We start from the raw sequence: 25,614 nt of genomic DNA, 5'->3' as shown, positions 1-25,614 counted from the left end.
GGTGGGTATCGCAGTCCCCAGGCTCGGCCAAACGGCCATGGCTGGGCTATAAACCTATAGGGGGTTTCCGGGAACCGTGTCCATGACCACAATCGCCAAAGTACTTGCGACCGACAGCGAAGTTCGCTTGAACACGCGCAAGGAGCCCTTCAATCTGCTGCGCTGGTTTTCACTGGTCAGCATGTTGGTGATCGGCACGGTGGCGGTGGCGCTGGGGGCGGTATCCACGCGCTTCGTGATTACCGAAAGCGTGCAGCGCGATGCGCTATTGACCTCACAATTCATTCAGGCGATTGCCTCGGCCGAGGTGCACCATGTGTCGATTCCCAACGTCAGGACCATGGGCGAGTTGCTCGACCCACGAAAAGACATGGACTTTCCTGACGTCGACCCTCTGACCCGTGCCAGTGCCCGTGGTGAATTCCTCGACCATATCGCAAACTTGCCGGACGTGATTCTGGTCAACATCTACGCCCCCGACCGCATGGTGATCTGGTCGACCAACCCGGCCTTGATGGGCATTGCGATCAATGGCAATGAAGACCTCGATCGGGCATTCAACTCGAAAATTTCCGTGTCGACCGCTTACCACGGTGTGGATAGATCCCGCATGGAGCAGAAGTTCCTGGAACCACCCAAATACGCCTTCATCGAAAACTACATTCCCTTGTTCGACGCCGATGGCAGCACCGTCACGGCGATGGTCGAGATCTACAAGGAACCCCAGGACCTGATCGACCGCATGGAGCGCGGCCTGGTGCTGATCTGGCTGGCAACCGCCCTGGGCGGCGGTCTCATTTACCTGGGGCTGTACTGGATCGTGCGGCGGGCGGCGATCCTGCTGGCGACGCAGCAGAAGCAATTGATCACCAACGAAACCTTTGTGGCTCTGGGAGAGGTGTCTTCGGCGGTCGCCCACGGTCTGCGCAATCCGTTGGCGAACATCCGTTCAAGCGCCGAGCTGGCGATAGAGTTCGACAGCGGGCCGGCACACGGGAACATCAACGACATCATTGGTCAGGTCGATCGCATGTCGACATGGGTACGGGAATTGCTCCAGTCCCTGCGACCGCTCAATGACGAGGCCGAACCTGTGAACCTGGTGGCGGCCCTGCATGACAGCCTGATGGCTTACGAGCATCAGATCAACAAGGCCAAGGTCAACGTGGTGTTCGAGCCGGACCAGACGCCCATGGTGCTGAGCCAGCACGTACAACTGACCCAGCTCCTCAACAGCCTGCTGTCCAATGCGGTGGAAGCCATGGACGGCGGCGGCACCCTGACCATCCAGATCGAACCGCGCGATGCCCAGCGCGTCAGTGTGAGGGTGAGTGATACCGGCAAAGGCATGAGCGAAGAAGAGCGCACTATGGCCTTCCGGCCGTTCTTCACCACCAAACAGGGCGGACTGGGGGTCGGGCTGGTGCTGGTCGAGCGGATCATGGAGCGATTTGGCGGTGCGGTGACCCTCGACAGCAGTGAAGGCGAGGGCACCACTGTGCGCCTGTCCTTTGTTCTGGCCCCCTGAAAACGGGGATGATCTACCCCCAATAACGGGTATCAATCCCCGGTCATTTCCCCGGTCGTTGCACATTGATTTTGATAAATCACTGTTTTGTCGAGTGTTAGTACGTTTTTATAAAAAAACACATGATTGGCGAGGTCCTTGCAAAACCACCATAACCCCCTTCACCACATCGAGGCGGCTGGTGATGGAAAAAAAAGAGATGCATTCACCACGCTCGCGAGCCCTGGGCATGCACCTGGTGCTGATGCTGGTGACCGGTTTGCTGGCCAGCCAGTTGCTGGTCGCCAGCCAGCCGACGTCGACGCCTGCACCTGCTCCGGCATCCACTGCCGAACCCGCTGTCGTTGAAGCCGTCACCCCGTGGGGTGCAGACTATTTCCCCAACACCCTGCTGACCGACCAGGACGGACAACAGCTGCGTTTTTTCGATGACTTGATCAAAGACAAGGTGGTGGTGATCAACTTCATCTTCACCTCGTGCAGTGACTCCTGCCCCCTGGAAACCGCGCGCATGCGCCAGGTGCAGAAACTGCTGGGGGATCGGGTCGGCAAGGACATCTTCTTCTACTCCATCAGCATCGACCCCTTGAGTGATACCCCCGAGGTGCTCAAGGCCTATGCACAACGCTTCCAGGTCGGGCCCGGGTGGAAATTCCTCACCGGGGAATTCGCCGACGTCACCGACCTGCGCAAAAAACTGGGGCTGTTCATCGAAGGCGTCGATAACGGGCGCAACAAGGACCACAACCTGAGCCTGATCGTCGGCAACCAGGCAACGGGCCGCTGGATGAAAGCCTCGCCGTTCGAAAACCCGTGGATTCTGGCCGACCAACTGGCCAATACCCTGCATAACTGGAAACAGCCCAGTGTGGAGGAAAGCTACGTCGAGGCCCCCGAAATCCGTCCGCCGAGCAATGGCGAAGAGCTGTTTCGCACCCGCTGCGCGTCTTGCCACAGCCTCGGTCCGCTGGATGGGCAGGGCATCGGCCTGCGCAGCATCGGCCCGGACCTGATCGGCGTGACCTATCAGCGCGATCAGGCCTGGCTCATCCGCTGGATCCGCGAACCTGACCGCATGCTCGCGGAAAAGGACCCGATCGCGATGGAACTGTTCGAGCGCTACAACAGGATCTCGATGCCCAACTTGCGACTGGATACGCGTTCCGCCCAGTCCCTCATCGATTTCCTGAAAGAAGAAACCGACCGTCAACATCCGCCAGCGGCGCCATTGGCCAGTGGTAATGAAGAGCCTGAACAACATCATTCGGTCGCGCACCCCGAGACACCCCGGGTGCAATAGTGTCAAAAAAATTACGCGGGCCAGTCGGTGGCTATCAATGCCACCTACACTGATCCTGAAAGCGGCTGAACAGGCTCGATTTCAAGCACCCAGGACACAGCCATGCAGATACTCGAACAACAAAAAGTAGCTGCGCCGCAGGCTCCCGTTGCACAACGCAAGGGTTGGCGGCCGCAGTTCAATTTGCTGCGCTGGTTCTCCCTGGCAAGCTTTCTGATCATCGCTGTGGTGGCGCTAGGGCTCGGTTACATCTCCACGCGCTTTGTTGTCGATGAAAGTATCGAGCGCGATTCGATGCTGACCGCGCAGTTCATCCAGTCCATTGGCGAGGCCGAAATCCGGCATGCCGGCATTGCCCCGGGGCGAACCATGGGTGAAATGCTCGACCCGCGCATGGATGATGCCTACCCCGACGTCAACCCCGTATCCCGGGCCGCCGCGCGCGTTGAGTTTCTTGACCATGTGAAGCATCTGCCGGACATCCTGCTGGCGACGGTGTACTCCCTGGACCGCACCGTGGTCTGGTCGACCAACCCCGAGTTGATCGGCGTGCGTATCGAAGGCGACTTTGAGCTGGATGAATCCTTCGAAATGAAATCGCCGGTGTCCACCAGTTACCACGAAATCGATGAGGAGCGTCCCGAGCAGCGCTTGCTGCGCGAACCGGAGTACCTGTTCGTCGAGAACTACATTCCGATGTTCAACGCCGACAGAAGCAAAGTGATTGCCATGGTGGAAATCTACAAGGAGCCGGTGGATCTGGTGGCGCGTATACAGCGTGGCTTCAAGGCAATCTGGCTGGCCACGCTGATCGGCGGGGCAGCCATTTACCTGGGGCTGTTCTGGATTGTGCGACGCGCGGCGACGCTGTTGCAGAGCCAGCAGAAACAACTGATCGCCAACGAGACCTTTGTCGCCCTTGGCGAGATGTCCTCGGCGGTCGCCCACAGCTTGCGCAACCCGCTGGCCAATATCCGTTCCAGCGCCGAACTGGCCCAGGACATCGCCAGCCAGACCGCACAGAAGAACATCGGCGACATCATCAGTCAGGTCGACCGCATGTCGCGCTGGGTCCGTGAATTGCTGGTGTCGTTGCGGCCGATGAATGACGACTGTGAAACGGTCGACCTGGTGCTGGCCCTCGAAGACACCCTGAGTGCCTTTGAGTCCCTGATCAAGCGTTCGGACGTCGAAGTGCGTTTCTCCCCTGTCAGCGTGCCACCGGTCGTCAGCCAGCAGGTGCTGCTCACGCAAATACTCAATAGCCTGTTTGCTAATGCACTGGAAGCCATGCCCAAGGGTGGCGTGCTGACGATCGAGATCGACTCCTCGGTGTCCGGCGACGTGAGAATGACATTGACCGACACCGGCAAGGGCATGTCCAAACAACAGCAGCAAATGGTCTTCAAGCCGTTTTTTACCACCAAGCAAGGTGGGTTGGGTGTGGGCCTGGCCCTGGTCAAAAGAATAATGGAGCGTTTTGACGGCTCGGTAGAACTGACCAGCCGGGAGCAGGAAGGAACCCGTGTTTGTCTCAATTTCAAAGTGGCAACGGGAGGGGTATATGGAGCACAGCATTCTGCTGGTCGAGGATGACGAAATCCTCGCCGAGAATATTCAGACTTACCTGGAGCGCAAGGACTTCGAGGTGACCGTCTGCCACTCGGCTGAAGATGCACTGGAGCAATTGGGTTCTTTCGCGCCTGACGTGGTACTGACCGACAACTCGTTGCCGGGCATGAGTGGTCACGACCTGATCCAGAAGCTGCGCATCAGCGCGCCGGATCTGAAAGTGATCATGATGACCGGCTACGGCAACGTCGAAGACGCCGTGGTGGCGATGAAAGAGGGCGCCTTTCACTACGTCACCAAACCGGTGGCCCTGCCAGAGCTCAAGTTGCTGCTGGACAAGGCCCTGGCCACCGATCGCATGGAGCGTACGCTGTCGTTTTACCAGGAGCGCGAGGCCCAGAAGTCGGGAGTGCAGGCACTGATTGGCGAGTCGGCACCGATGGCGTACCTCAAGGGCACCATCACCCAGTTGCTCGACGCCGAACGGCGCATGGCCAACAGCGACCTGCCGCCGGTGCTGGTGGAAGGCGAGACGGGCACCGGCAAGGAACTGGTGGCCCGGGCCTTGCACTTCGATGGCCCGCGCGCCAAAGGCCCATTCATTGAATTCAACTGTGCTTCGATCCCGTCCAATCTGGTGGAGTCGGAACTGTTCGGCCACGAGAAGGGCGCCTTCACCGACGCCAAGGATCGTCGCATGGGGCTGGTGGAAGCGGCCGATGGCGGCACGCTGTTCCTCGATGAAATCGGTGAAATGGACCTGCTGCTGCAAGCCAAGCTGCTGAAACTACTGGAAGACCGGACCATTCGCCGGGTCGGTTCAGTGAAGGAGCGCAAGGTCGACCTGCGGGTGATCAGTGCCACCAACTGCAATCTCGAACAGATGGTCCAGCAAGGCAAATTTCGTCGTGACCTGTTCTTCCGCCTGCGCATCATTTCCATCAAGGTGCCGCGACTGTATACCCGTGGCGCCGATATCCTGCTGCTGGCCCGGCACTTCCTGGGGCTACATGGCAAACGCTACGGCAAGCCGAACCTGCATTTCAGCAACCAGGCCGAAGATTTGCTGCTCAGCTACAGCTGGCCGGGCAACGTGCGCGAACTGCGCAACATGCTGGAGCAAACCGTGTTGCTGGCGCAAAGCGACACTATCGCCGCCCATCAGTTGAACGTCTGCCTGAGCCTGATGGATGAGCCACCGATGTTTCATCACGAGCCGTCACAGTTCAGCGAGCCGCGTCCGTCCTTCAGCGGCAGCGACTCCATGAACCTGCCGGAAGTGGAGCGCGACATGGTGCGCAAGATGCTCGACAAGACCGACTGGAACGTCACCAAATCGGCACGCCTGCTGGGTCTGAGCCGTGACATGTTGCGCTACCGGATCGAAAAACTCGGCCTCGCCCGTCCGGACAAGCGCCAGTGGTAAGCCTCACTGCAACACCGGGCCCTGCCTCAGACAGGACAGCATGCAGCTGGGGTTCTCGACTTCCTGGTTCACGTACACACCACGCTCCGGATCGTAGGAGCGGATAAACACCCGAACCGTGGCGTCGGCCACTGTCGGCAGGCGCGAATCGGAAAACACGTGCTCACTTGAAACCGGAATGAATTCCCTGGGCGCGGTCGGGATGTACGAACCCGGCGGCACAATGTTCATCGACGGCGGTACGGGGTGCGCGAAGGGTTGGTCGGCGCCGTAATAGTTGAATTCGCTGCTGTAGTTGGTGGTGGGCATGTCGTCCGCGTGGACGACAGCGGTTGCGCCCAGGCAGACGGCGAGCAAAAGCGTCAGGTCGGTCTTTTTCATGGCAACACCTGCTAAATCGGTTTAACCACACTTCCCCCAAGGTCTTTAACTATAGCTGGCGCCGTGGACAGCCGTCGGTGCCGCGCGGATTACAAGTTCGCAACACCTGCCAGGATGGGGTTGATCTAGACTTCGCCGGTCAAATCGACGACCCGGACCCTGGAGCGTGCAATGGAACTGCCGACAAAAGAACAAGCCATCGCCAGTAACCGCGAGGCCTGGAATGACTCCGCCCGTCACCACAAGGACTCCAGCGAATGGCAAGCCTTGTTGAAGGGCGTGGAGCACGCGGATTTTTCCTGCCTGGACGACACCCTGACCGCTTTGCTGACCCAGACAGGTATCGACGGCAAGGACGTGGTGCAACTAGGCTGCAACAACGGTCGTGAAAGCCTGTCGCTGTTCGCCATGGGCGCGCGTAGCGTGGTGGGCGTCGACCAGTCCGAAGCCTTTCTCGGGCAGGCACGGGAACTGGCGTCCCGATCGCCCCACGCGCCGCAATTCATCGAAGCGGACATTCACCACTTGCCGGCCGGACTGCAGGAGCGCTTTGACCTGGCGCTGATCACCATCGGGGTCTTGAACTGGATGCCGGACATCGGCGAATTCTTCCGCCATGTGGCGCGCACGCTGAAGCCGGGTGGGGCGCTGGTGGTGTACGAAACCCATCCGTTCCTGGAAATGTTCGACCCCGAGGCAGCCGATCCTTTTCGCCCGGCCAGCTCATACTTCCGCCGCGAACCGTTCGTGCAGCACGAACCGATCGTCTACGAAGGCAGGATCGAACAGCCGGCCGCGCCGTCCTACTGGTTCGCCCACACCCTGGGCGACCTCTTCAGCGCCGCCATTGCGGCAGGGCTGCAGATCCGTCACTTCAGGGAATACCCACACTCCAACCGCGAAGAGCTCTATGACCGCTATCAGCAGCAGGCAGCGCAGTTGCCGTTGTGTTTTACGTGGGTGGTGGTGAAGGGCTGATGCCCTGGGCTCAATTGCGTGCGGGTCCTGCCGGCCCCATCGCGAGCAGGCTCGCACAGGTGTTCGGTGTCGTACTTCAGTCTTGCATACGACAAAATGGGGGGAACGCAAAAACCAAAGGCAGCCGTGGCGCACCCGTGTGTTTTTTATCGACCTTGCCGCGTTCGCCAGGCACCCGGTGCGCACCCCAGCCACCGCAGGCAGGCACGATTGAAGCTTTGCACGTCGCTGTAGCCCAGGCGGTCGGAAATCTCCACCAGCTCCAGGTCCGTTCCCTGCAAAAAGTCTTCGGCCCGGTAACGACGGTATTCGTCGAGCAACTCTGAAAAACTCCAGCCCAACGCCTTCAAGCGTCGGGCGGCGGTGCGCTCGAGCACGTGCTGGGTGGTACAGAATTGCTGCCAGTTGGCTTCGGCGAGGTTGCCGATCAAATGGTCGCAGACTTGCTCCAGCAAGGTCGGTTCGCTGTTGCGTCGGGTCTGCTCCAGCAGCTCGATCAGCGTGTGTTCCAGTTCATGATTGCCCGGCGTCAACGGGATGACGAACAGCTGTGGATCGAGGCGGATCGAGTGCTGCGCCTGCCCCCATTGCACCGGTGCGCGAAAGGCTTGTTGATGTTCCTGCGCATTGGTCGTGCAAGCGCCGACCAGCCCGACGCCCAGAACCGGATCACGCTCCAGGCCGCTGGCGAGGAATTTGCGTCGCAACATGCTGCACAGGCTGATGAGAATGTAATCGGCGGTTGCCGCGCTGCTTTTCACACTGCCGCGGTCGAGCAGGTGCAATTGGACGCTGTCGTCGCCGCGCACGATCCGCGCGTGGAAGTGCCCGTTGAAAAACGGAAAGAAACGCACGAAATACTGGCAGGCGCTGTCCAGTGAGTCGGCCACGTCGAACAGGTACGTCAGGCCATTGGTAGCGGTGGAAACGAAACGCCGGCCAGCCGCCAGGCCGATCAGCGGGTCGCCGGTCTGCTCCAGGGCAAACGCCCAGAAGCGCCGCGACATGAATAGCGGAATGCGCATGAATGGCGTGCGCAACTCGAACAGGCTGCGACGAAACAGGCCTTCGATACTGTCCCGGTCCACGCCACGGGCCAGCAACTCTTCGATGGCCGGCAGCAGGGTCGGCGCGTAGAACGCATTGGGTATCGATTGATCGCGCAGTGGCTGATCGCTTTTTGTCATGTAGGGCTCACAGCTTGTTCCGCAACACTGGTTAGGCTGCCCGAAGTTAAGCGATTTGCCGGAGCAAGACCATGCTTGATTTACGCCAGCTCGATTTGAACCTGTTGCTTGCCTTCGATGCGATTTATCAGCAGCGCAGCGTCACCCGTGCGGCTGAGGTGATGTGCCTGTCGCAACCGGCCATGAGCAATGCGTTGCGTCGCCTGCGCGAGTTGTGCGGCGACCCGCTGTTCATCAAGAGTCGCCTGGGGGTGACGCCGACACTGGTCGCCCACCGTCTGGCCGACTACGTGCGTGCAGCGCTGGAGTCATTGCGCGATGGCTTGCGCATGATTCCCGCCGCGCGGCAGAACAATCCACTGCTGCGCGTCAGTTGTCTGGATTGCCTGCAACCGGTGTTGCTCGATGCCTTGCTCGAGTCGCCCCACGCCGATTGGCAGGTGCGTTATTTCCAGCCCCGGCGCCGCGACGCCTTGCAGGACCTGGCCAGCGGCAAGCTGGATATCCTGATCGACCTCGACCAACCGCTGGCCGGGCTTGCCGGCCTGCACAAACAGGCATTGCCCGCCGACCATTATGTGTTCGCCTATGGCGCCGCGCTCAAGGAGCCGCCGCGCACCCTGCAGGAGTATCTGGAGCAGCCGCAGATCCAGGTGTCGAGCCGCCGCGACGGGCTCAGCCCGGTGGACTTGCAGCTTGGCTTGAAAGGCCTGCGCCGGAATGTGGCGATGAGCACCCAAAGCACCCTGGCCGCGAAGCTGGTCGCCGATCGCCAGCCGTTCGGCATCAGCCTGCCAAGCCGGGTCGCCAACGTGCTGGGCCTGCAACACGTGCCGCTGCCCCTGGACGAACCCGTGGAATTGAAACTGGCGCTGTACATCGAGTCGCGCTATCGCTTCGAGCGCAGCCGCGAGGAGGCGATGCACTGCCTGCTGCGCGCCCTCGGTGAACCCCGGGCCTTGCAGTCGCTGGCGCGGCGCGCGTGATTTGAATGTGACGCCAAACCCTGTAGGAGCGAGCTTGCTCGCGATGGAGTGTCATTCACCGCTGTGTCGACTGATACACCATCGCGAGCAAGCTCGCTCCTACAGGGATTTGTGTGTGTTTCAGATGCGCCTAGTTCGACGCCAGCAAACGTTGGTCGACCGTCAGCACAGCCTCAACCATCGCCAGCGCGGCCGGTGTCAGGGAATGCCCGGCACGGCTGACGATGCCGTAATGCAATTGCAGACCGGGATCCTCCTTGGGCACGTCGGTAAACTCCAGCAGCCGGATCAGGCCCTGGTCCACCAGTTCGGCCAAGGCCTCCATGGTGGCTATACCCACCGCATCGGAGCGCATCACCACGCGGCGGATCGCATCGAATTGCGCGCACTCCACGCTCGGGTTGAAGTCCGCCTCGCCCTGCACGTCGGCGAGGATCTTGCGGATCATCGGCGGTATTCGCGTGCCGACCACCGCGTAGTCGAGCAGGGCGCGCAGGGACAGGTTCTGCTGCTGCACCAAGGGATGACCGACACGGCAAAAGAACCGACCACGTCTAGGGCGCAACAGCTGAACCTGGTATTGCGGGTCGCCGGTGAAGTACCGCGCGTCGGCCACGAGGAATTCGATCTGCTGTTCGCGAAGCCAGACCGCCAGTTGCTCCCAGTCGCCCTGGTGGAAGCTGATGCGGATCGCGGGGTGAGCCTGGATGAATTCCGCCAGCGCCTCGGGCACCAGCACCTGGGCCGGGTACGGGCCGCAGCCGAAGTGCAACTCGCCACCGGTCAGGCCGTTGTATTGCGTCAGTTCGTTTTGCAGGGCCTGGCTGCCGGCGAGCAGGCGCCGGGCATGTTGCAGTACCAGTTCACCCTGGCCAGTCAGACGGAATTCGCGGCTGCTGCGTTCTACCAGCGCGCAGTCGAGGTCGCGCTCCAGGGTCTGGATGCTGCGACTGAAGGCGGGTTGGCTGAGGTTGATCGCCTCGGCGGCACGGCCGAAGTTGCGGTAATCGGCCAGGGCGACAAGGTGGCGGAGTTGTCGTAGGTCCATCATGCGTCTCCTGCATTTGTCGGATACTTTTAATGCATTGGATCGATATCACAGGGGCTGGCATAAGTACACGCCTGTCTTCTCGCCGTAACCTGCCATGACCAGCCAACCGTTCATTTCCAGCGCCTTCACCCGTACCATTCTCAGCCATGCCCGGCAGTCCGGACTGTGCCAGGACCAACTGCTGCAACGAGCCGGCATCTGCCAGTCGTTGCTCGAAGGGCAGGACCTGCACGTGCCCGCGCACCTGGTCGAACGCCTGTGGAATGAATGCGAACGTGCGGGCGCCGGGGTGTCGTTTGGCTGCGAACTGGTCAATGGCATGGCGACTACCACGTTACGGGGTTTGAACATTCTGCTGGACTCCGCCGCGACCCTTCGCGCGAGCCTGGCGTGTTTCACTGATTTCCTGCCGCGGGTGACCAACTACGTAGTGGCGGAACTGGAGGAGGGTGACGGGCAGGCTCGCTTGCATTTGCGCAGTGTTGACCAGCCGCCGCATTTTTTTGGTCTTGATGCGGCGACCCTGACGTTGGTGCGCAACATCGCCCGACGTTTGGGGCGCGCGCCGGCCGAGGTGTTCGTCGCGGTCCACTTGACGCCGCAACAGGCTGCCGGGCAGTGGTTGCGTAGCATGGGTGTCGAGGTGCTGGAGGGTTCACATCCGTGTCTGAGCCTGCCAGCGGCCAGTCTCGATGAGCCTTTGCTGGGGGCCAATGGGTTTTTGCATCAGAGCATGTTGCGGCACTGGCAGACCGCTGCGGCGCAACACACCCGTAGCGATAGCCTGGAGTTGGCGCGGCACTGGTTGACGGCGGGGGATCAGCCGATTGAGCGGATTGCCGAGCGGTTGGGGTATCGGCAGCCGAGCAATTTCATTCGGGCGTTTCGTAAGCAGTTTGGGATTACGCCTAAGCAGTTTCGTCTTGGTTTGTAGGTTGATGGGGTCGGTGTACATATCCGTTTCTGCGGTAACGGCTGCTTATGGTTTCGCCCTTACGGCGAGTCCCTTTTGGCAAACGCCCCAAAAGGAACCAAAAGGTCTCGCCCCTTACGTACGGCCCCTCGCTGAGGCTCGGGGTTCCTTCGCTCCGGTATTCATCCGGGAGCATTGCCCTCCGGTCGGCTTCGCTTCGACCTACATGCAATGAGTTCGACTGCGTCGAACGGCGCTGCGCGCCAATCCCCGGATAAACACCTCCACTCAGCCTGCCGAGGGGGCGGGTGGATCAAGATCAAGAGCTGCAGGCGAGCTAACGCTCGGCCTGATGAGTGGTGAAGAGCGTGGTGTACGCCGCTCTGTCTTTGCTCTTCTGTGGGAGCGAGCTTGCTCGCGAAAAACGTCCAGACACCGCGTTCATTCAGACAACACGCGTTATCGTTGACGTCCTTCGCGAGCAGGCTCGCTCCTACAGGGGAATGCATACGCTGGAGGGCATGCCGAGCCACGGCGAGGCACCGAATGTCAGGGGCAAGAGCCTTTGGTTACTTGGGGCTTTTCCAAGTGACCTGCCGTAAGGGCGGAACCCTAAGTGGCCGTTACCGCAGCAATGGATATGTACACCCACAAAATACTCATCGCCTGCCACGCCGCCATCGCGAGCAAGCTTGCTCCCACAGGTGACCGCATCCGCAGAAACGGATATGTATGCCTTCAGAAATTAACCGAAGCCCCCCGCAGATCTCCCCGATGATTATTTTTTGTCGGCCATCGCTTGCGTGTCGGGGCCGATAGTTGGGCACCGTGTCCGGGCTGAGCAAACCTGACCGGAGCCTAATAATGATAAAAAAACGCTCGGCCACAGCCGGAGTCCGCCAACGGCTTCACCGGCTTGGCCACACTCGCCCGCAACCCCTTGCGCTGGCGATTCTTGCCGTTCTGACGGGGCCAACCTACGCCACCACATTTGACCTCAACGAAGACTGGAGCCTGTCGACCAAGACCAGCCTGAGCCTGGGCAGCAGCTGGTCGACGCAAAACCCTGACAAGAGCCTGATGACCCGCGCCAACGCCTTGCAGGCCCAGGGTGTAAACGCCAATGGCACCAGCGTCAGCGCCGACGACAACCGGCTGAACTTCAAGAAGGGCGACCCCATCTCGCAACTGTTCAAGGGGCTCACCGATATCAGTCTCGATGGCCAGGGCCAGGGCGCGTTCATTCGCTTCAAGTACTGGTACGACCATGCCTATGAAACCGGCAATGGCCGCTTCAAGGATTTCGACGATTCGGGCTGGGACGACCTGTCAAAATTCAAGGGCTTCGAGGTGCTCGATGCCTACGTCTGGAAAGACTTCCAGGTGGCCGAACATCCGCTGAACGTAAAGGTCGGTAACCAGGTGTTGTCCTGGGGCGAAGCGCTGCTGATCCAGAACGGCATCAACGTGATCAACCCGTTGGACATCTCGGCGTTCAACCGTCCCGGCGTGGAAATCAAGGAGGGCCAGTTGCCAGTGGAGATGGTCTCCTTCAGCTTCGGCCTGACAGACACCACCAACCTCGAAGGTTTCTACCAGTACAACTGGCGCCCCAGCGTACTCGACGGTTGCGGCACTTTCTTCGCCAGCAGTGATGTGATCCAGCCGGGTTGCGGGCCGCTGTACCTGAGCCAGGTGCAGACCGATCAACAGATGCAGGCCGCTGGATTGTTCGCCACGTCCCGGGGCAACGAATCGCCGTCCGACAACGGCCAGTTCGGCTTCGCTCTGCGCCAGATGATCCCGGCGCTCAACGATGCGGAAGCGGCGATCTACTACATCAACTATCACTCGCGGTTGCCGTACTTCACCATTAACGCCAGGAACACCGCGGTGCCCGGTACCTTCCCCGGTGGTATCCAGGGGCCGAGCTATGCGGCGGCCTTCCCGGAAAACATTCGCCTGTACGGCATCAGCCTCAACGGCGTCGAGCCTGTCACCGGGATTTCCCTGGCCGGTGAGTTGAGCTACCGGCCGAACATGCCGATCGCGATCAACGCGCCCGACGTCAACGTTGCGGTGATTTCCGGACCGGGGGGCAGTTCCTGGTTGCAGTTGCCGCCCGGCTTCAGCACCACCAATGGCAGCCAGTTCGATGCGTGGGAGCGCAAGGGCGTCTGGCAGTTGACCGGTTCGGCCACCCAGGCCATCGACAACGTGCTGGGCGCCACGCGCCTGAGCCTGTTCGGTGAGGCCGGTGTCGTGCACATCGACGATCTCGGGGACGAACGCCTGGGCCGTAACGCCGCGTTCGGCCGCAGCGCCCCGCGCAACGGCACGCTGTGCAACACGGTGGCTTCAGGTGTGACCAACCAATACTGCACCGACAAGGGCTTTGCCACCGATTGGTCGTGGGGGTATCGCCTGCGCGCCAGCCTCGAATACAGCGATGTGTTGCCAGGCATCAACCTGATTCCGGCCGTCAACTGGCGGCATGACGTCTCGGGCTATTCCTACGATCCGCAAGGGCCGTTCCAGGAAGGCCAGCAAGCGCTGGGCGTGAGCCTGACCGGCGTCTACATGAACGATTACAGCGTGGAACTGGCCTACAACACGTTCTTCGGTTCCAACGACTACAGCACCCTCGACGACCGCGATTTTGCATCCGTCAGCTTCAAGGCAGACTTCTAAGGAGAACCGTTATGCGTATGCAATTGTGCGTGCTGGCCCTGGCCTGCACCGTCGGCCTGGCCCAGGCCAAAGGCACCGATTCGGCGGCACTGGGCAAGACCCTGACCCCCATGGGCTCGGAAATGGCGGCCAATGCCGACGGTAGCATTCCGGCCTGGACCGGTGGTCTGGCGAGCAACGCCGGCACCGTCGACAGCAAGGGCGGCTACAGCGATCCGTATGCCGCCGAGAAACCGTTGTTCACCGTCACCGCGCAGAACCTGACGCAATACCAGAAGTTTCTCAGCCCCGGGCAAATCGCGTTGTTCAAGCGTTTTCCCGACACCTACAAGATGAACATCTACCCGAGCCATCGCAGCGCCAACCTGCCCAAGGAGGTACTGGCGGTCAGTCGTGAGAACGTCGCCAAGACCAGCATGGCCGACGGCGGCAACGGCTTGCACGACTATGCCAGGGGCATTCCGTTTCCGTTGCCCACCGAAGGCCTGGAGGTGATGTGGAACCACATGACCCGTTATCGCGGCGGCAGTTACGAGCGCATCAGCAGCGCCGCGCTGGTGCGTGAAAATGGCGCCACCAGCTACGTGCGCAACCAGTCTTTGATCAACTTTGCCGACACCGTGGGCGGGCTGGAACCGGGCTCGAACATCCTGTTCATGTTCAAGAGCCGGGTGCTGGAACCGGCGCGTCTGTCCGGTGAGGCGGTGCTGGTGCACGAGCCGATCGACCAGGTCGCCGAGCCGCGTTCGGCCTGGCAATACCTGCCAGGGCAACGTCGCGTGCGCCGTGCGCCGATGATCGCCTACGACAACAGCGCCCGTTACAGCAACGGCCTGATCACCGCCGACAACATCGACGGCTACAACGGCGCGCCGGACCGTTTCGACTGGAAACTGGTGGGCAAGCAAGAGCTGTTCATCCCTTACAACAGCTACAAGATCGGCAGCCGCGACCTCAAGTACGACACCGTGATCAAGCCCAACCACGTCAATCAGGACCTGGCCCGCTACGAGAAGCACCGCGTGTGGGTGGTCGAAGCGACCCTCAAGCCCGGTGCACGGCACATCTACGCCAAACGTCGCTTCTATGTGGACGAAGACAGCTGGCAGATCGCCCAGTCGGACCAGTACGACAGTCGCGGTGAACTGTGGCGCAGCGGTGAACTGCACGCGATCCAGCAGTACGACCACGGCTTCACCTACAACGTGCTGGAAACCTCCTATGACCTGATCTCCGGACGCTACTACGCCGGTGGCCTGGCCAACGAAGAGACCGAGCCGATGCGCGTGGGCTTCGCCGCCAAGACCGACGACTACACCCCGTCGGACCTGCGGCGCTGGGCCAAATAAACATTCGTCAAACCACCGCAAAGCCAATGTGGGAGCGGGCTTGCTCGCGAAAGCGGTGTACCAGTCAACGAAAATGTTGAATGTGATGCCCTTTTCGCGAGCAAGCCCGCTCCCACATTGGACGGTGGTGGATGACATTTTTGCATCTACCAGGAGATCTGCCATGCGCTACTGGATATCCGCTCTGGCCCTGGGCGCGAGCCTGGGTACTGTTCACGCCGCAACCCTCGACCAACAGCAAGCCAAAGACCTGGCGCAGGAGGCCTACGTGTTCGCCTACGCCACCGTCGAACACGACAAAGTGCTCAGCGCCATCGCCGCGAAACTGCCGTTCAACCGTCTCTACAGCGAACCGCGCCTGCTCGGCCCGCAAGACAACAAAGTGGTGTCGCCCAACAACGACACCTTCTATTCCCGTGCCTTGCTGGACTTGCGCAGCGAACCTGTGGTGCTCGACGTACCGGCCGTGCAAGGTCGCTACTACAGTTTCCAGCTGGTGGACATGCGCACCGACAACCTCGACTACATCGGCACTCGCGCCACGGGTGACAAGGCGGGGCGCTACCTGATTGTCGGGCCGGACTGGAAGGGGCCCGCGCCATCGGGGTTCAGCGCGGTGATTCGCTCACCGAGCCGGCTGGTCTTCCTGTTGGGACGGACCGAGGTCAAGGGCGAAGCGGATCAGAAAGACGCCGCGCAAGTGCTGAGGGGCTACGCCTTGCAACCGCTGTCAAAAGTCAATGGCAGTGCGCCCCCTGAACCCCTGGCACCGCTGCAACTGCCAGCGTACACGGACACCAGGCACGGGCCGGCGCAGGTGTTGTTCAGCACCTTCAACGCGCTGGCCCCCTTGCATCAATGGACCGCCAGCGAACAAAAGAAACTGGCCCGTTTCGCCGCCATCGGGGTGAAGCCGGGGGCCGGATTCCAGGCCCCGGCGGACTTGAACGAAGCCGTCGCACAGGGCGCCGAAGCCGGTCGCGAACAGGTCCGCGCAGCCTCCAGTCAACTATCGGTTGAACGGCAGGGCTGGCTGCCGTCGCCGCCCAACGTCGGCAAGTTCGGTGACGATGACCTGACCCGTGCCGCAGTCGCCTGGCGCTACATCTACGCCAACGATGCGGTGGAAGCGCTGTACCCGATGGCGTTGCACGATGCAAAGGGGCAGGAACTCAATGGCCAACACGCTTATCGCCTGCATTTTCCCGCCGGGCAATTGCCGCCAGTGAATGCGTTCTGGTCGCTGACCCTGTATGACGGCAAAACCCAGTTGCTGGTGGCCAACCCGATCCAGCGTTACGCCCTGGGCGACCGCAGCCCTGGTCTACAATACGATGCCGACGGCGGCTTGACCCTGATCCTGCAAGCCGATGCGCCCAAGGCTGCGCCGCAGGGCAACTGGCTGCCGACGCCGCAAGGTCCCTTCAACCTGCTGTTGCGCCTGTACCTGCCCAAGGGCGGGGCATTGGACGGGAGTTATCAGTTGCCGACGATTGCGAGGATCGAATCATGAACCTGATTTTCAGTCGCCGCCGGTTGCTGGGCGGCATGGGGGTATTGGGAGCAAGTCTGATGTTTCCACGCCGGCTGCTGGCCGGTGATTCCGATGACCCTCGGCAGATTGCCAAAGAGGCGTGGATTTACGCGTACCCCATGCTCATGCATTACCAGACCATGGAAAAACAGGCGCTCAAGCCGGGCGCGCCGGAGTACGTTGGCGGCTTCAACCGCTTTCGTCATTACAGCGAGTTGTTTACCCCGAACAATCGCGACATCGTCACGCCGAACAACGACACGCCGTACTCCTGGGCGTGGCTTGACCTGCGCAGCGAGCCGCAGGTGTTGAGTGTGCCGGCCGTGCCTGACGACCGCTATTACGTGCTTCAACTGGTCGACCAGTACACCCACAACTTTGCCTATGTCGGCGTGCTCAGCACCGGTCGCGATGCGGGGAATTACCTGATCGCCGGACCCCACTGGCAAGGCCCGACACCGGACGGCGTCAAGGCTGTGCTGCGCAGTGAAACCGAAATCGTCATGGTGCTTGGGAGAACGGGCCTGAAAAACGCCGGGGACCTGCCGGTGGTGCGTGCCTTGCAGCAGCAATACGGTTTGCGTTCGTTGCATGAATACATCGGCAGTGCGCCGCCTGTGGCTGCACCAGCCATTGACTGGCGCCCCTGGGACAGCAAGACCGGGTTGGGGCTGGAGTTTATCCCGGCGCTGAACCAGATCCTCAGCCTGTGCCCCACGCAACCGTCCGAACAAGCCTTGCGCGCGCGCTTTGCACGGATCGGCATCGTGCCCGGCCAGGGTTTCGACCCGGCGACGTTGCCGCCAGCAACGCGCCAGGCACTGCTCGCCGGGATTCAAGACGCCCAGGCGCAACTACAAATCGCGGTGAGCCAGGTACGCACCACCCTCGGGCTGTTCGGCACTCGCGAAGCGCTGAACGGCAATTACCTCAACCGTGCTGTCGCGGCTAATGTCGGCATCTACGGCAACAGCGTGGAAGAGGCCTTCTACACCGGCACTCGCCTGGATAATCAGGGGCAACCCTTGCAGGGTGGGCGAAGCTATCGCCTGCGTTTCGCACCGGGTCAATTGCCGCCGGCCAGCGAGTTCTGGTCGCTGACGCTGTATGACTTGCCGGACCGGCAACTGGTGGCCAACCCGATCAATCGCTACTGCCTGAGCAGCCGGGATCAGTTTCAAGAAGATGCGGATGGTGGGTTGACGTTGATCCTGCAGAACGTCGCTCCACCGGAGCAGAGCAACTGGTTGCCGACGCCTGCAAGCGGAGCGTTCACCCTGGTCCTGCGCCTGTATGGACCCGGGCAGCAGGTGGTCAATCAACGCTGGAAAATGCCGGTGGTTGAAGTGGTGTCTGCCTGAACCGCATCGCGAGCAGGCTCGCTCCTACATTGGACCTGTGCCATTCACAAATGCTGTGAACAACCCGGCCCCCTGTGGGAGCGGGCTTGCCCGCGAAGGGGCCGCATGATTCGACATCATCATTGACTGAAACACCGCTTTCGCGGGCAAGCCCGCTCCCACACTGAATCTGTCTCGTCCACAGATCCAGTGTAGGAGCGAGCCTGCTCGCGATGAAGACGCGGTTTCCCGCGTCATCCGGTCAAGGCGTGACGATATTGAACTGCGGCGCAAACGTATCGAGGCTGCTCATCAACTCCCCAAGCTTCTTGCCATTGCCTTGCAACTTGATCAGACCTTTCTGGATTGCCGTCGGAATATCCAGCTGCTTGAGGCTGATCTGTTCCAGGGTGGCCTTGCTCATGGTCACGCTGGCATCCGCCTGAGCATTGAGCCCTGCACGGTGGGTCAGCACGCCATTGCGCAGGGTCAGGTTGAAGTCCTTGCCCAGGTCTTCGAAGGTCCAGTTCAGGGTCAGGTCATGGCCTACGGCCTTTTCACTGTCCAGGCGCACCGCCAGGAAGTCGAAGAACATCTGCGGGCTCATCGCCCGCACCATGTCCACCGATACCGAAGTGCCCGCATGGGGTGGCACGCCGTTGCGCAGTTCCATGGCACCGGTCAGGTACATGTTGCGCCAGGTGGCGTTTTCACTTTGATAGCCCATTTGCTCCAACGCCTGGGCCTGGGCTTTGCGGGCGTCGCCGTTGTCCGGGTTGGCGAACAGCACCTGATTGCCCAGTTGCGCGGCCCAGCGGTATTCACCCTTGGCCATCGCCGCCTGCATTTTCTCAAGCACTGCCGCTTCGCCGCCCATGGCCTCGACCGAACGCTTGGCCGTTTCTACCGGCGGCAGCGGATTGAGGTTGGCCGGGTTACCGTCATAGAAACCCATGTAGCGCTGATACACCGCCCGGGTGTTGAAACTCAGTGAGCCGTAGTAGCCACGGGTGTACCACTTCTGGTCCAGGCTGCCGGGCAGTTTCTTGATCGAATCGGCGATTTCCAGCGGCGTCAGGCCCTGGTTCAGCAGGTGCAGGGTGCGGTCATTGAGGAAGGCGTACATGTCGCGCTGGTCGGCGAGGAAGGTGCGGATGCGTTCGCCACCCCAGGTCGGCCAGTTGTGCTGGGCGAACAACACGTCGCTCTTGTCGCCGTAGCGCGCCAGGCTGGCGTCGAGGTACTCGGCCCAGGCCTTGGCGTCACGCACCTGCGCGCCGCGGGGGGTAAGGATGTTGTGCATCATTTGCGTGGCGTTTTCCGCCATGCACAAGGCGCGCAATTGCGGCAGGTACAGGTTCATCTCTGCCGGCGCCTCGGTGCCCGGGGTCAACTGGAACTCTACCTCGAGACCGGCGATGGTGCGGGTTTGCAGTTCCTTGTCGATCAGGTCGGTGGGCGGGATCAGGGAGACAGTGCCGCCGCTCGGTGTGCTCTTGCCCAGGCCGGCGTCGACCTGGCCTTTTTCGCCACGGGGCAGCAGGCTGCCGAACTGGAACTGTGCGCGGCGGCTCATGGCATTGCCGGCGTAGACGTTCTCGCTCATCACGTGTTCCATGAACCCGGTGGGGGCGAACACCTTGACCTTGCCGGCCTTGACGTCGGCTTCGTCGATGACTCCGCGCACGCCACCGAAGTGGTCGACGTGGGTGTGGCTGTAGATCACCGCCACCACCGGTTTGCGCGGACGGTTCTGGTAGTACAGGTCCAGTGCCGCCTTGGCGGTTTCGGCCATGGTCAGCGGGTCGATGATGATCAGCCCGTCGTCGCCTTCGATGATGGTCATGTTGGCCAGGTCGAGGCCGCGCACCTGATACAGCCGTGGGCTGACTTCGAACAATCCGGCATGGGCGCTGAGTTGGGCCAGGCGCCAGAGGCTCGGGTTGACCGACTCCGGGGCCTGGTCTTTGGCGAGGAAGTCATAGGCCTGGATATCCCAGATGACCTTGCCCGAGGCGTCCTTGACCTGGCCCTTGAACGGCGCGATCAGACCCTTGGTGACCGACTCGTAGTCGGTGCGGTCGGTGAAGGGCAGTTGTTGCAGCACGGCGGCGTTACTGGCCGTGGTTTGCGGGCTGGCTGCGACCGGTTCATCGGCGGCGACCACCGATTGCGTCAGGCAGGCAGTGATCAGGCAAGCGAGCAGCCCACGAGGGCTCAAGGTGAAACGAGGCATGGCGTCTCCGTTTTTTATCGTTATGGTTAGACCAGCTTCGAGGGTAGGGCGGGGCGCGGGCGGGGCGATCATCAGCAACGGACAAAAAACATTCAGGGCCGCTATCCTTGAGCCACGCCTATCCAGCAGGTTGACCCATGCTTGAAGTCCATGGTGTTTTCAAAAGCTACGCCACACCGCAGGGGCCGCTGCCGGTGCTGCAAGGCGTCGACCTGACGCTCAGGCCCGGCAGCAGCCTGGCGCTGATGGGCGAGTCGGGCAGTGGCAAAAGCACCTTGCTGCACCTGATCGCCGGGCTGGACAAGGTCGATCGCGGCAGCATCCGCAGTGGCGCGCATCGCCTGGAACAGATGAATGAAGGGCAACTGGCAAACTGGCGTCGTACGGAAATCGGCCTGGTGTTCCAGCAGTTCAACCTGATCGGCAGCCTGCGGGTCGAAGACAACCTGGCGATTCAGGCGCGGCTGGCGGGGCGTCATGACCCACGCTGGCAGGCGCACCTGGTGCGACGCCTGGGCCTGGGCGAGCTGCTGCGGCGCTACCCCGAGCAACTGTCCGGCGGCCAGCAGCAACGGGTCGCGCTGGGCCGGGCGCTGGCGTCGCGTCCGCCATTGTTGCTGGCCGACGAGCCCACCGGCAGCCTCGATGAAACCACCGGTGCGGAGGTGTTGCAGTTGCTGCTGGAATTGCTCGACGACAGCCCCACCAGCCTGTTGATGGTCACCCACAGTCCCGGCGTCGCGGCACGGCTGGCGGAAAAAGCCCTGCTGTGCGGCGGTCGCCTGGCCGCTGCGGGCGAGCGCTGACATGCGCATCTTTGGCGAAACCCTGCGCGCACTGCTCAGCCACTGGCGGCAGCATCCGGTGCAGTTTTTCAGTGTGCTGACCGGGTTGTGGCTGGCCACCAGTCTGTTGACCGGCGTCCAGGCACTCAACAGTCAGGCCCGCGACAGCTATGCCCGCGCCAGTCAGTTGATCGGCGGCGAACCTCAGGCCAGCCTCGGTGCGCCCGGTGGCGGCACGTTCCCCCAGCAATGGTTTATCGATCTGCGGCGCGCGGGGTGGCCGGTGTCACCGGTGCTGCAAGGCCGGGTCACGCTCAAGGGGCACGAAGAGCAGCGCTTGCAGTTGATGGGCATCGAGCCGGTGTCGCTGCCGGCGGGCGCAGCGGTGGCCGGGCAGGCCTTGGCGATTGAACAGGTGGTCGGCTTTTTCAGTCCGCCGGGCAGCACCTGGATATCGTCGCAGACCTTGCAGGCACTGGGTTTGCGCGAGGGTGACCGGCCACTGAACCTGGCGGGCGTGGCCCTGCCGCCGCTGCATGTGCAGGCCGATATGGCGCCCGGCGTGCTGCTGGTGGACATCGGTTTTGCCCAGCAGATTCTGGGGTTGCCGCAGCAACTGTCGCGGCTGCTGTTACCGAAGGATTTCACCGCGCCGTTGCCGGAGCCGTTCAAGGGCCAGTTGCAACTCAAGCGCGCCGGCGAAGAAAACAACCTGAGGCGCCTGACCGAAAGCTTTCACCTGAACCTCGATGCCCTGGGGGTGCTGTCGTTCGTGGTCGGCCTGTTTATCGTGCACGCCGCCATCGGGCTGGCGCTGGAGCAACGGCGAAGCTTGCTCCGAACCCTGCGCGCCTGCGGTGTGAGTGCACGGATGCTGATGGCCTGTCTCGCCGTCGAATTGGGTGGATTGGCCCTGATCGGCGGTGTGGCCGGGGTGATCAGCGGCTACCTGCTGGCCGGCGTGCTGTTACCCGATGTCGCCGCCAGCCTGCGTGGCTTGTATGGCGCCGAAGTGGCGGGGCAGTTGAGCCTTGGTCTGTCGTGGTGGTTCAGTGGTATCGGCCTGAGTCTGATCGGCGCGTTGCTGGCCGGGGCCAACAGCCTGCTGCGGGCGGCGCGTCTGCCATTGCTGGCGCTGGCTGATCCGCAGGCCTGGCATCAAGCCCATGCGCGCTGGTTGCGACGCCAGGGTTGGGTGGCGGCCATGGCCGGGATGATCGCGTTGCTGGCGTTGATCTTCGGCGACAGCCTGATCAGTGGCTTCGTGTTGATGGCCGCGCTGTTGATCGGTGCCGCGCTGGCCTTGCCGGTGGTGCTCAGCGCGCTGCTCAGTCTCGTTTCGCAGCGCAGTCGCTCGGTGCTCGGCCAGTGGTTTGTTGCCGATTGCCGCCAGCAACTGCCGGCGTTGAGCCTGGCCTTGATGGCGCTGCTGTTGGCCATGGCGGCGAATATCGGTGCCGGCAGCATGACCGCAGGGTTTCGCCAGACCTTCAGTGACTGGCTCGAGCAACGGCTGACGGCCGAGCTTTACCTCAATCCACAGAACCCGGCCCAGGCTCGGGAGCTGCACAGCTGGCTCAACCAGCAGCCGCAACTGGCGGCCGTGCTGCCCAACTGGCAGGTTTCGATTCAATTGCAGGGCTGGCCGACGGACCTGTCCGGGATCATCGACCATCCGACCTACCGCCAACACTGGCCACTGCTCGAAGCCTTGGGCGACAACCCTTGGGAGCGACTGGCCAAGGACGATGCGGTGATGCTCAGCGAACAACTGGCCCGGCGCCTGCGAGTGCAACTGGGCGATCACCTGACGCTGCCGACGCCCACCGGCCCGTGGTCGCCACGGATCGTCGGGATCTACGCCGACTATGGCAATCCCAAGGGCCACATTCTGGTGAACATCCGCCACCTGTTGCGCGGCTGGCCGCAACTGACTCCGAACCGCTTCAACCTGCGCATCGATCCGGCATCGATCCCGGCGTTCGTCACGGCATTGCAGGCACGATTTACCCTGGACGACAGCCGCATCGTCGATCAGGCACGGCTCAAGGGCTGGTCCACGCAAGTCTTCGAGCGCACCTTCGCTGCCACCGCCGCACTCAACAGCCTGACGCTGTGCGTGGCGGGGGTGGCGCTGTTCATCAGCCTGTTGACCCAAAGCCAGAGCCGTCTCGGGCAACTGGCGCCATTGTGGGCGTTGGGCGTGACGCGTCGGCATTTGATGTTGCTCAACCTCGGGCAAACCTGGCTGCTGGCGATATTGACCCTGGTGCTGGCGTTGCCGTTGGGCATCGCCCTGGCGTGGTGCCTGGACGCGGTGATCAACGTGCAGGCCTTTGGCTGGCGACTGCCGTTGCGAGTGTTTCCATTGCAACTGTTGCAATTGATGGGGCTGGCGCTGGTGGCGACGTTACTGGCCTCGGCCTGGCCGTTGTACCGTTTGTACCGCACGCAACCGGCGGACCTGCTGCGGACGTTTGCCCATGAAGATTAAAGTCGGCGTGTTGCTCCTGGCGCTGCTGGCGAGCGGTTGCGATCAACCGGCACCGGTGGAAAAGGGCTTTGCCGGGTTGGGCAACCAGGCCGTTGCGTTCACCCCGGTGGTGCCCGGTCGGGTGTTCAGCTTCCCGGCGGATCACGGCCCGCACGAGGGCTTTCGCATCGAATGGTGGTATGTCACGGCCAACCTGAAGGACGATCAGGGGCATGAGTTTGGCGCGCAATGGACCTTGTTCCGCAGTGCCTTGAAAGCCGCCCCCGAGGTGCTGGACTGGCAGAATCAGACGATCTGGCTCGGCCACGCGGCGGTGACATCGGCGACGGCGCATCACGCGGCCGAACGTTATGCCCGTGGCGGCGTCGGTCAAGCCGGTGTCAGCGTCGCGCCGTTCAACGCGTGGATCGACGACTGGCAATTGAGTAGCCAGGCGACTGCCGACGACCCGTTGGCCGACCTGCAGCTCAGTGCCAGCGACCGGCGTTTCAGCTACCGGCTGCGGTTGACTTCGACAGGTCCGCTGGTGCTTCAGGGGGACCGGGGCTTCAGCCAGAAATCCGAACAGGGTCAGGCCTCTTATTACTACAGCCAGCCGTTTTTCCAGGCCAGCGGCACCCTGGACATCGACGGCAAGACCTTTCAGGTCAGTGGCCCGGCCTGGCTCGACCGGGAATGGAGCAGCCAGCCCCTGACGAGCAACCAGACCGGTTGGGACTGGTTCTCCCTGCATCTGGACAGCGGCGAGCAGGTGATGCTGTATCGCATGCGGCAAAAGGACGGTGAGCCTTACCTCACCGGCACCTGGATCGACGCCCGGGGTCAGACACAATTGCTGCACGCCCGCGACATCAGCCTCACGCCGCAAGACACCGCCCGGGTTGCCGGGCGTGAGATGCCCATTCGCTGGTCGATCAAAATCCCTGCCAGACACCTCGATATAACCATTGCCGCGCTCAATCCCCAGGCCTGGATGGACTTGCGCATTCCGTACTGGGAAGGCCCGGTGCGCCTCAGTGGCAGCCATGCAGGGCAAGGCTATCTGGAAATGACCGGGTACTAGGCGCTCGTGTCAGGAAAATCACCGCTGCGGCGCGACCACTCGCTGAACAGCGTCTATGCTCACTCGCACACATGGCGTTGAGCCCGGTTTCAACGCCGTCTGTTGCCATCTATCACAGGGAATGTTCTGCCTATGAAACGCCACGCACTGAGCAAAGCCATCACCCTCGCAACCTTGCTGTCTGTCGCCAGTTTTGGCGCGGTTGCCGCCGAACTCCCGTTGTCCGAAGTTGTGGTGGTTGACCAGGTCACCACCAAAGTCGTTTCGGTAGATACCGCGAACCATTCCGTGGTCCTTAAAGGCCCGCAGGGTAATGAGTTCCCTGTGCAGTTGACCGAAAAGGCGAAAAACCTCGATAACCTCAAGGCTGGCGATACGGTGGAAATCAGGGTTACCAGCGCCGTTGCAGCCTTCCTCGACACCGATGTCGACAAAGGCCTGCCCGGCACCGCCGAAGCCACCGGCGAAATGCGCACAGCGCCAGGTAGCCCCAACCCCGGCGGCGAAGCTTACCGTCAGGTGAAAGTGCAGCTGAAAATCACCAGCATTGACCTGAAGAAAAACCAGGTGACCTTCGAAAACCCGGAAGGCAAGTCCAAGACCGTCGACGTCAAACGACCTGAAGTCCAGGCCAAACTCAAGGACTTGAAAGTCGGACAAAGCGTCAACGTGGTTTATACCGACATATTGACGGTGACCAGCAAGCACTAATATTGAGTATTGGCGTTATACGGGCCGATTGTTTTTGTGCAAGTTTTGTATAGGAATAATCAGCTCGTAATGGTCGAACTGGTGAGTTT

At 61.7% G+C, this 25,614-nt stretch carries 19 protein-coding genes; 15 read left to right on the top strand and 4 right to left on the bottom strand.

Going from position 1 to position 25,614, the window contains the following annotated elements; all coding sequences use genetic code 11:
- Nucleotides 1-82 precede the first annotated feature (82 nt).
- The 4 genes from KGB20_RS16015 (at nt 83) to KGB20_RS16000 (ending at nt 5,826) form a co-directional block, all read left to right on the top strand.
- Nucleotides 83-1,528 (top strand): sensor histidine kinase, encoded by a 1,446-nt coding sequence (locus KGB20_RS16015; RefSeq protein WP_150815245.1) that lies wholly within the window; start codon nt 83-85, stop codon nt 1,526-1,528.
- 199 nt (nt 1,529-1,727) lie between these two features.
- The gene (locus tag KGB20_RS16010; protein ID WP_411740894.1) at nt 1,728-2,828 is read left to right on the top strand and encodes an SCO family protein; all 1,101 of its coding nucleotides are present in this window, start codon (nt 1,728-1,730) and stop codon (nt 2,826-2,828) included.
- Between the two features lie 102 nt (nt 2,829-2,930).
- Nucleotides 2,931-4,424 carry a sensor histidine kinase gene (locus KGB20_RS16005; RefSeq protein WP_150815247.1) on the top strand — a complete coding sequence of 498 codons (1,494 nt, stop codon included), beginning with the start codon at nt 2,931-2,933 and terminating at the stop codon, nt 4,422-4,424.
- Nucleotides 4,393-5,826 (top strand): sigma-54-dependent transcriptional regulator, encoded by a 1,434-nt coding sequence (locus tag KGB20_RS16000; RefSeq protein WP_154910592.1) that lies wholly within the window; start codon nt 4,393-4,395, stop codon nt 5,824-5,826. Before KGB20_RS16005 ends, KGB20_RS16000 begins: the two co-directional genes overlap by 32 nt.
- A 3-nt stretch (nt 5,827-5,829) precedes the next feature.
- Here KGB20_RS16000 and KGB20_RS15995 read toward each other — a convergent pair whose 3' ends face one another.
- Nucleotides 5,830-6,207 carry a hypothetical protein gene (locus KGB20_RS15995; RefSeq protein WP_150815249.1) on the bottom strand — a complete coding sequence of 126 codons (378 nt, stop codon included), beginning with the start codon at nt 6,205-6,207 and terminating at the stop codon, nt 5,830-5,832.
- A 171-nt stretch (nt 6,208-6,378) separates the two neighbouring features.
- Between KGB20_RS15995 and KGB20_RS15990 the strand changes: the two genes are divergently transcribed.
- Nucleotides 6,379-7,185, top strand: a complete 807-nt coding sequence (locus KGB20_RS15990; protein ID WP_154862333.1) for a class I SAM-dependent methyltransferase — start codon at nt 6,379-6,381, stop codon at nt 7,183-7,185.
- A 146-nt stretch (nt 7,186-7,331) separates the two neighbouring features.
- On the opposite strand, the gene KGB20_RS15985 is transcribed toward KGB20_RS15990, so the two are convergent.
- Nucleotides 7,332-8,372, bottom strand: a complete 1,041-nt coding sequence (locus tag KGB20_RS15985) for an AraC family transcriptional regulator (protein ID WP_154862334.1) — start codon at nt 8,370-8,372, stop codon at nt 7,332-7,334.
- Between the two features lie 71 nt (nt 8,373-8,443).
- Here KGB20_RS15985 and KGB20_RS15980 point away from each other — a divergent pair, with 71 nt between their 5' ends.
- Entirely contained in the window at nt 8,444-9,358 is a 915-nt protein-coding gene (locus tag KGB20_RS15980; RefSeq protein WP_154910591.1) for a LysR family transcriptional regulator, read from the top strand.
- Between the two features lie 130 nt (nt 9,359-9,488).
- On the opposite strand, the gene KGB20_RS15975 is transcribed toward KGB20_RS15980, so the two are convergent.
- Nucleotides 9,489-10,406, bottom strand: a complete 918-nt coding sequence (locus tag KGB20_RS15975) for a LysR family transcriptional regulator (RefSeq protein ID WP_154910605.1) — start codon at nt 10,404-10,406, stop codon at nt 9,489-9,491.
- Between the two features lie 97 nt (nt 10,407-10,503).
- Between KGB20_RS15975 and KGB20_RS15970 the strand changes: the two genes are divergently transcribed.
- The 5 genes from KGB20_RS15970 to KGB20_RS15950 all read left to right on the top strand — a co-directional run bounded on the left by KGB20_RS15970 (nt 10,504) and on the right by KGB20_RS15950 (nt 18,257).
- Nucleotides 10,504-11,343 (top strand): AraC family transcriptional regulator, encoded by an 840-nt coding sequence (locus KGB20_RS15970; RefSeq protein ID WP_090456379.1) that lies wholly within the window; start codon nt 10,504-10,506, stop codon nt 11,341-11,343.
- An 843-nt stretch (nt 11,344-12,186) separates the two neighbouring features.
- The gene (locus tag KGB20_RS15965) at nt 12,187-14,013 is read left to right on the top strand and encodes a DUF1302 domain-containing protein (RefSeq protein ID WP_150815127.1); all 1,827 of its coding nucleotides are present in this window, start codon (nt 12,187-12,189) and stop codon (nt 14,011-14,013) included.
- A gap of 11 nt (nt 14,014-14,024) precedes the next feature.
- A complete protein-coding gene (locus tag KGB20_RS15960) occupies nt 14,025-15,362 on the top strand; it encodes a DUF1329 domain-containing protein (RefSeq protein WP_154910589.1) in 1,338 nt (445 codons plus the stop codon).
- A gap of 163 nt (nt 15,363-15,525) precedes the next feature.
- Nucleotides 15,526-16,875: a DUF1254 domain-containing protein gene (locus KGB20_RS15955; RefSeq protein ID WP_154910588.1), complete on the top strand. Its 1,350-nt coding sequence runs from the start codon at nt 15,526-15,528 to the stop codon at nt 16,873-16,875.
- Complete coding sequence (locus tag KGB20_RS15950) at nt 16,872-18,257, top strand: DUF1254 domain-containing protein (RefSeq protein WP_154910587.1); 1,386 nt, start codon at nt 16,872-16,874, stop codon at nt 18,255-18,257. Before KGB20_RS15955 ends, KGB20_RS15950 begins: the two co-directional genes overlap by 4 nt.
- Nucleotides 18,258-18,498: 241 nt before the next feature.
- Here the strand turns inward: KGB20_RS15950 and KGB20_RS15945 are convergent, their stop codons facing one another.
- Nucleotides 18,499-20,472, bottom strand: coding sequence for an alkyl/aryl-sulfatase (locus KGB20_RS15945; protein WP_154910586.1), 1,974 nt, complete (start codon nt 20,470-20,472; stop codon nt 18,499-18,501).
- 137 nt (nt 20,473-20,609) lie between these two features.
- Here KGB20_RS15945 and KGB20_RS15940 point away from each other — a divergent pair, with 137 nt between their 5' ends.
- The 4 genes from KGB20_RS15940 (at nt 20,610) to KGB20_RS15925 (ending at nt 25,525) form a co-directional block, all read left to right on the top strand.
- On the top strand, nt 20,610-21,278 hold the full coding sequence (locus tag KGB20_RS15940) for an ABC transporter ATP-binding protein (protein WP_090456368.1): 669 nt from the start codon (nt 20,610-20,612) through the stop codon (nt 21,276-21,278).
- Between the two features lies 1 nt (nt 21,279).
- Nucleotides 21,280-23,751 (top strand): ABC transporter permease, encoded by a 2,472-nt coding sequence (locus tag KGB20_RS15935; RefSeq protein ID WP_154910585.1) that lies wholly within the window; start codon nt 21,280-21,282, stop codon nt 23,749-23,751.
- Nucleotides 23,741-24,814, top strand: coding sequence for a lipocalin-like domain-containing protein (locus KGB20_RS15930; RefSeq protein ID WP_154910584.1), 1,074 nt, complete (start codon nt 23,741-23,743; stop codon nt 24,812-24,814). The genes KGB20_RS15935 and KGB20_RS15930 overlap by 11 nt, the downstream gene beginning before the upstream one ends.
- Nucleotides 24,815-24,946: 132 nt before the next feature.
- Entirely contained in the window at nt 24,947-25,525 is a 579-nt protein-coding gene (locus KGB20_RS15925; protein ID WP_154910583.1) for a hypothetical protein, read from the top strand.
- Nucleotides 25,526-25,614 lie beyond the last annotated feature (89 nt).

The organism is Pseudomonas sp. BF-R-30 (assembly GCF_019956175.1).
Taxonomy (GTDB): Bacteria; Pseudomonadota; Gammaproteobacteria; order Pseudomonadales; family Pseudomonadaceae; genus Aquipseudomonas; species Aquipseudomonas jessenii.
This window is presented reverse-complemented; position numbering and strand designations above follow the sequence as displayed.

What these genes read in the sequence shown, in the direction of transcription:
- KGB20_RS16015 (WP_150815245.1), top strand. Translation starts at nt 83, where the DNA reads ATGACCACAATCGCCAAAGTACTTGCGACCGACAGCGAAGTTCGCTTG.
- KGB20_RS16010 (WP_411740894.1), top strand. Translation starts at nt 1,728, where the DNA reads ATGCATTCACCACGCTCGCGAGCCCTGGGCATGCACCTGGTGCTGATG.
- KGB20_RS16005 (WP_150815247.1), top strand. Translation starts at nt 2,931, where the DNA reads ATGCAGATACTCGAACAACAAAAAGTAGCTGCGCCGCAGGCTCCCGTT.
- KGB20_RS16000 (WP_154910592.1), top strand. Translation starts at nt 4,393, where the DNA reads ATGGAGCACAGCATTCTGCTGGTCGAGGATGACGAAATCCTCGCCGAG.
- KGB20_RS15995 (WP_150815249.1), bottom strand. Translation starts at nt 6,207, where the DNA reads ATGAAAAAGACCGACCTGACGCTTTTGCTCGCCGTCTGCCTGGGCGCA.
- KGB20_RS15990 (WP_154862333.1), top strand. Translation starts at nt 6,379, where the DNA reads ATGGAACTGCCGACAAAAGAACAAGCCATCGCCAGTAACCGCGAGGCC.
- KGB20_RS15985 (WP_154862334.1), bottom strand. Translation starts at nt 8,372, where the DNA reads ATGACAAAAAGCGATCAGCCACTGCGCGATCAATCGATACCCAATGCG.
- KGB20_RS15980 (WP_154910591.1), top strand. Translation starts at nt 8,444, where the DNA reads ATGCTTGATTTACGCCAGCTCGATTTGAACCTGTTGCTTGCCTTCGAT.
- KGB20_RS15975 (WP_154910605.1), bottom strand. Translation starts at nt 10,406, where the DNA reads ATGGACCTACGACAACTCCGCCACCTTGTCGCCCTGGCCGATTACCGC.
- KGB20_RS15970 (WP_090456379.1), top strand. Translation starts at nt 10,504, where the DNA reads ATGACCAGCCAACCGTTCATTTCCAGCGCCTTCACCCGTACCATTCTC.
- KGB20_RS15965 (WP_150815127.1), top strand. Translation starts at nt 12,187, where the DNA reads ATGATAAAAAAACGCTCGGCCACAGCCGGAGTCCGCCAACGGCTTCAC.
- KGB20_RS15960 (WP_154910589.1), top strand. Translation starts at nt 14,025, where the DNA reads ATGCGTATGCAATTGTGCGTGCTGGCCCTGGCCTGCACCGTCGGCCTG.
- KGB20_RS15955 (WP_154910588.1), top strand. Translation starts at nt 15,526, where the DNA reads ATGCGCTACTGGATATCCGCTCTGGCCCTGGGCGCGAGCCTGGGTACT.
- KGB20_RS15950 (WP_154910587.1), top strand. Translation starts at nt 16,872, where the DNA reads ATGAACCTGATTTTCAGTCGCCGCCGGTTGCTGGGCGGCATGGGGGTA.
- KGB20_RS15945 (WP_154910586.1), bottom strand. Translation starts at nt 20,472, where the DNA reads ATGCCTCGTTTCACCTTGAGCCCTCGTGGGCTGCTCGCTTGCCTGATC.
- KGB20_RS15940 (WP_090456368.1), top strand. Translation starts at nt 20,610, where the DNA reads ATGCTTGAAGTCCATGGTGTTTTCAAAAGCTACGCCACACCGCAGGGG.
- KGB20_RS15935 (WP_154910585.1), top strand. Translation starts at nt 21,280, where the DNA reads ATGCGCATCTTTGGCGAAACCCTGCGCGCACTGCTCAGCCACTGGCGG.
- KGB20_RS15930 (WP_154910584.1), top strand. Translation starts at nt 23,741, where the DNA reads ATGAAGATTAAAGTCGGCGTGTTGCTCCTGGCGCTGCTGGCGAGCGGT.
- KGB20_RS15925 (WP_154910583.1), top strand. Translation starts at nt 24,947, where the DNA reads ATGAAACGCCACGCACTGAGCAAAGCCATCACCCTCGCAACCTTGCTG.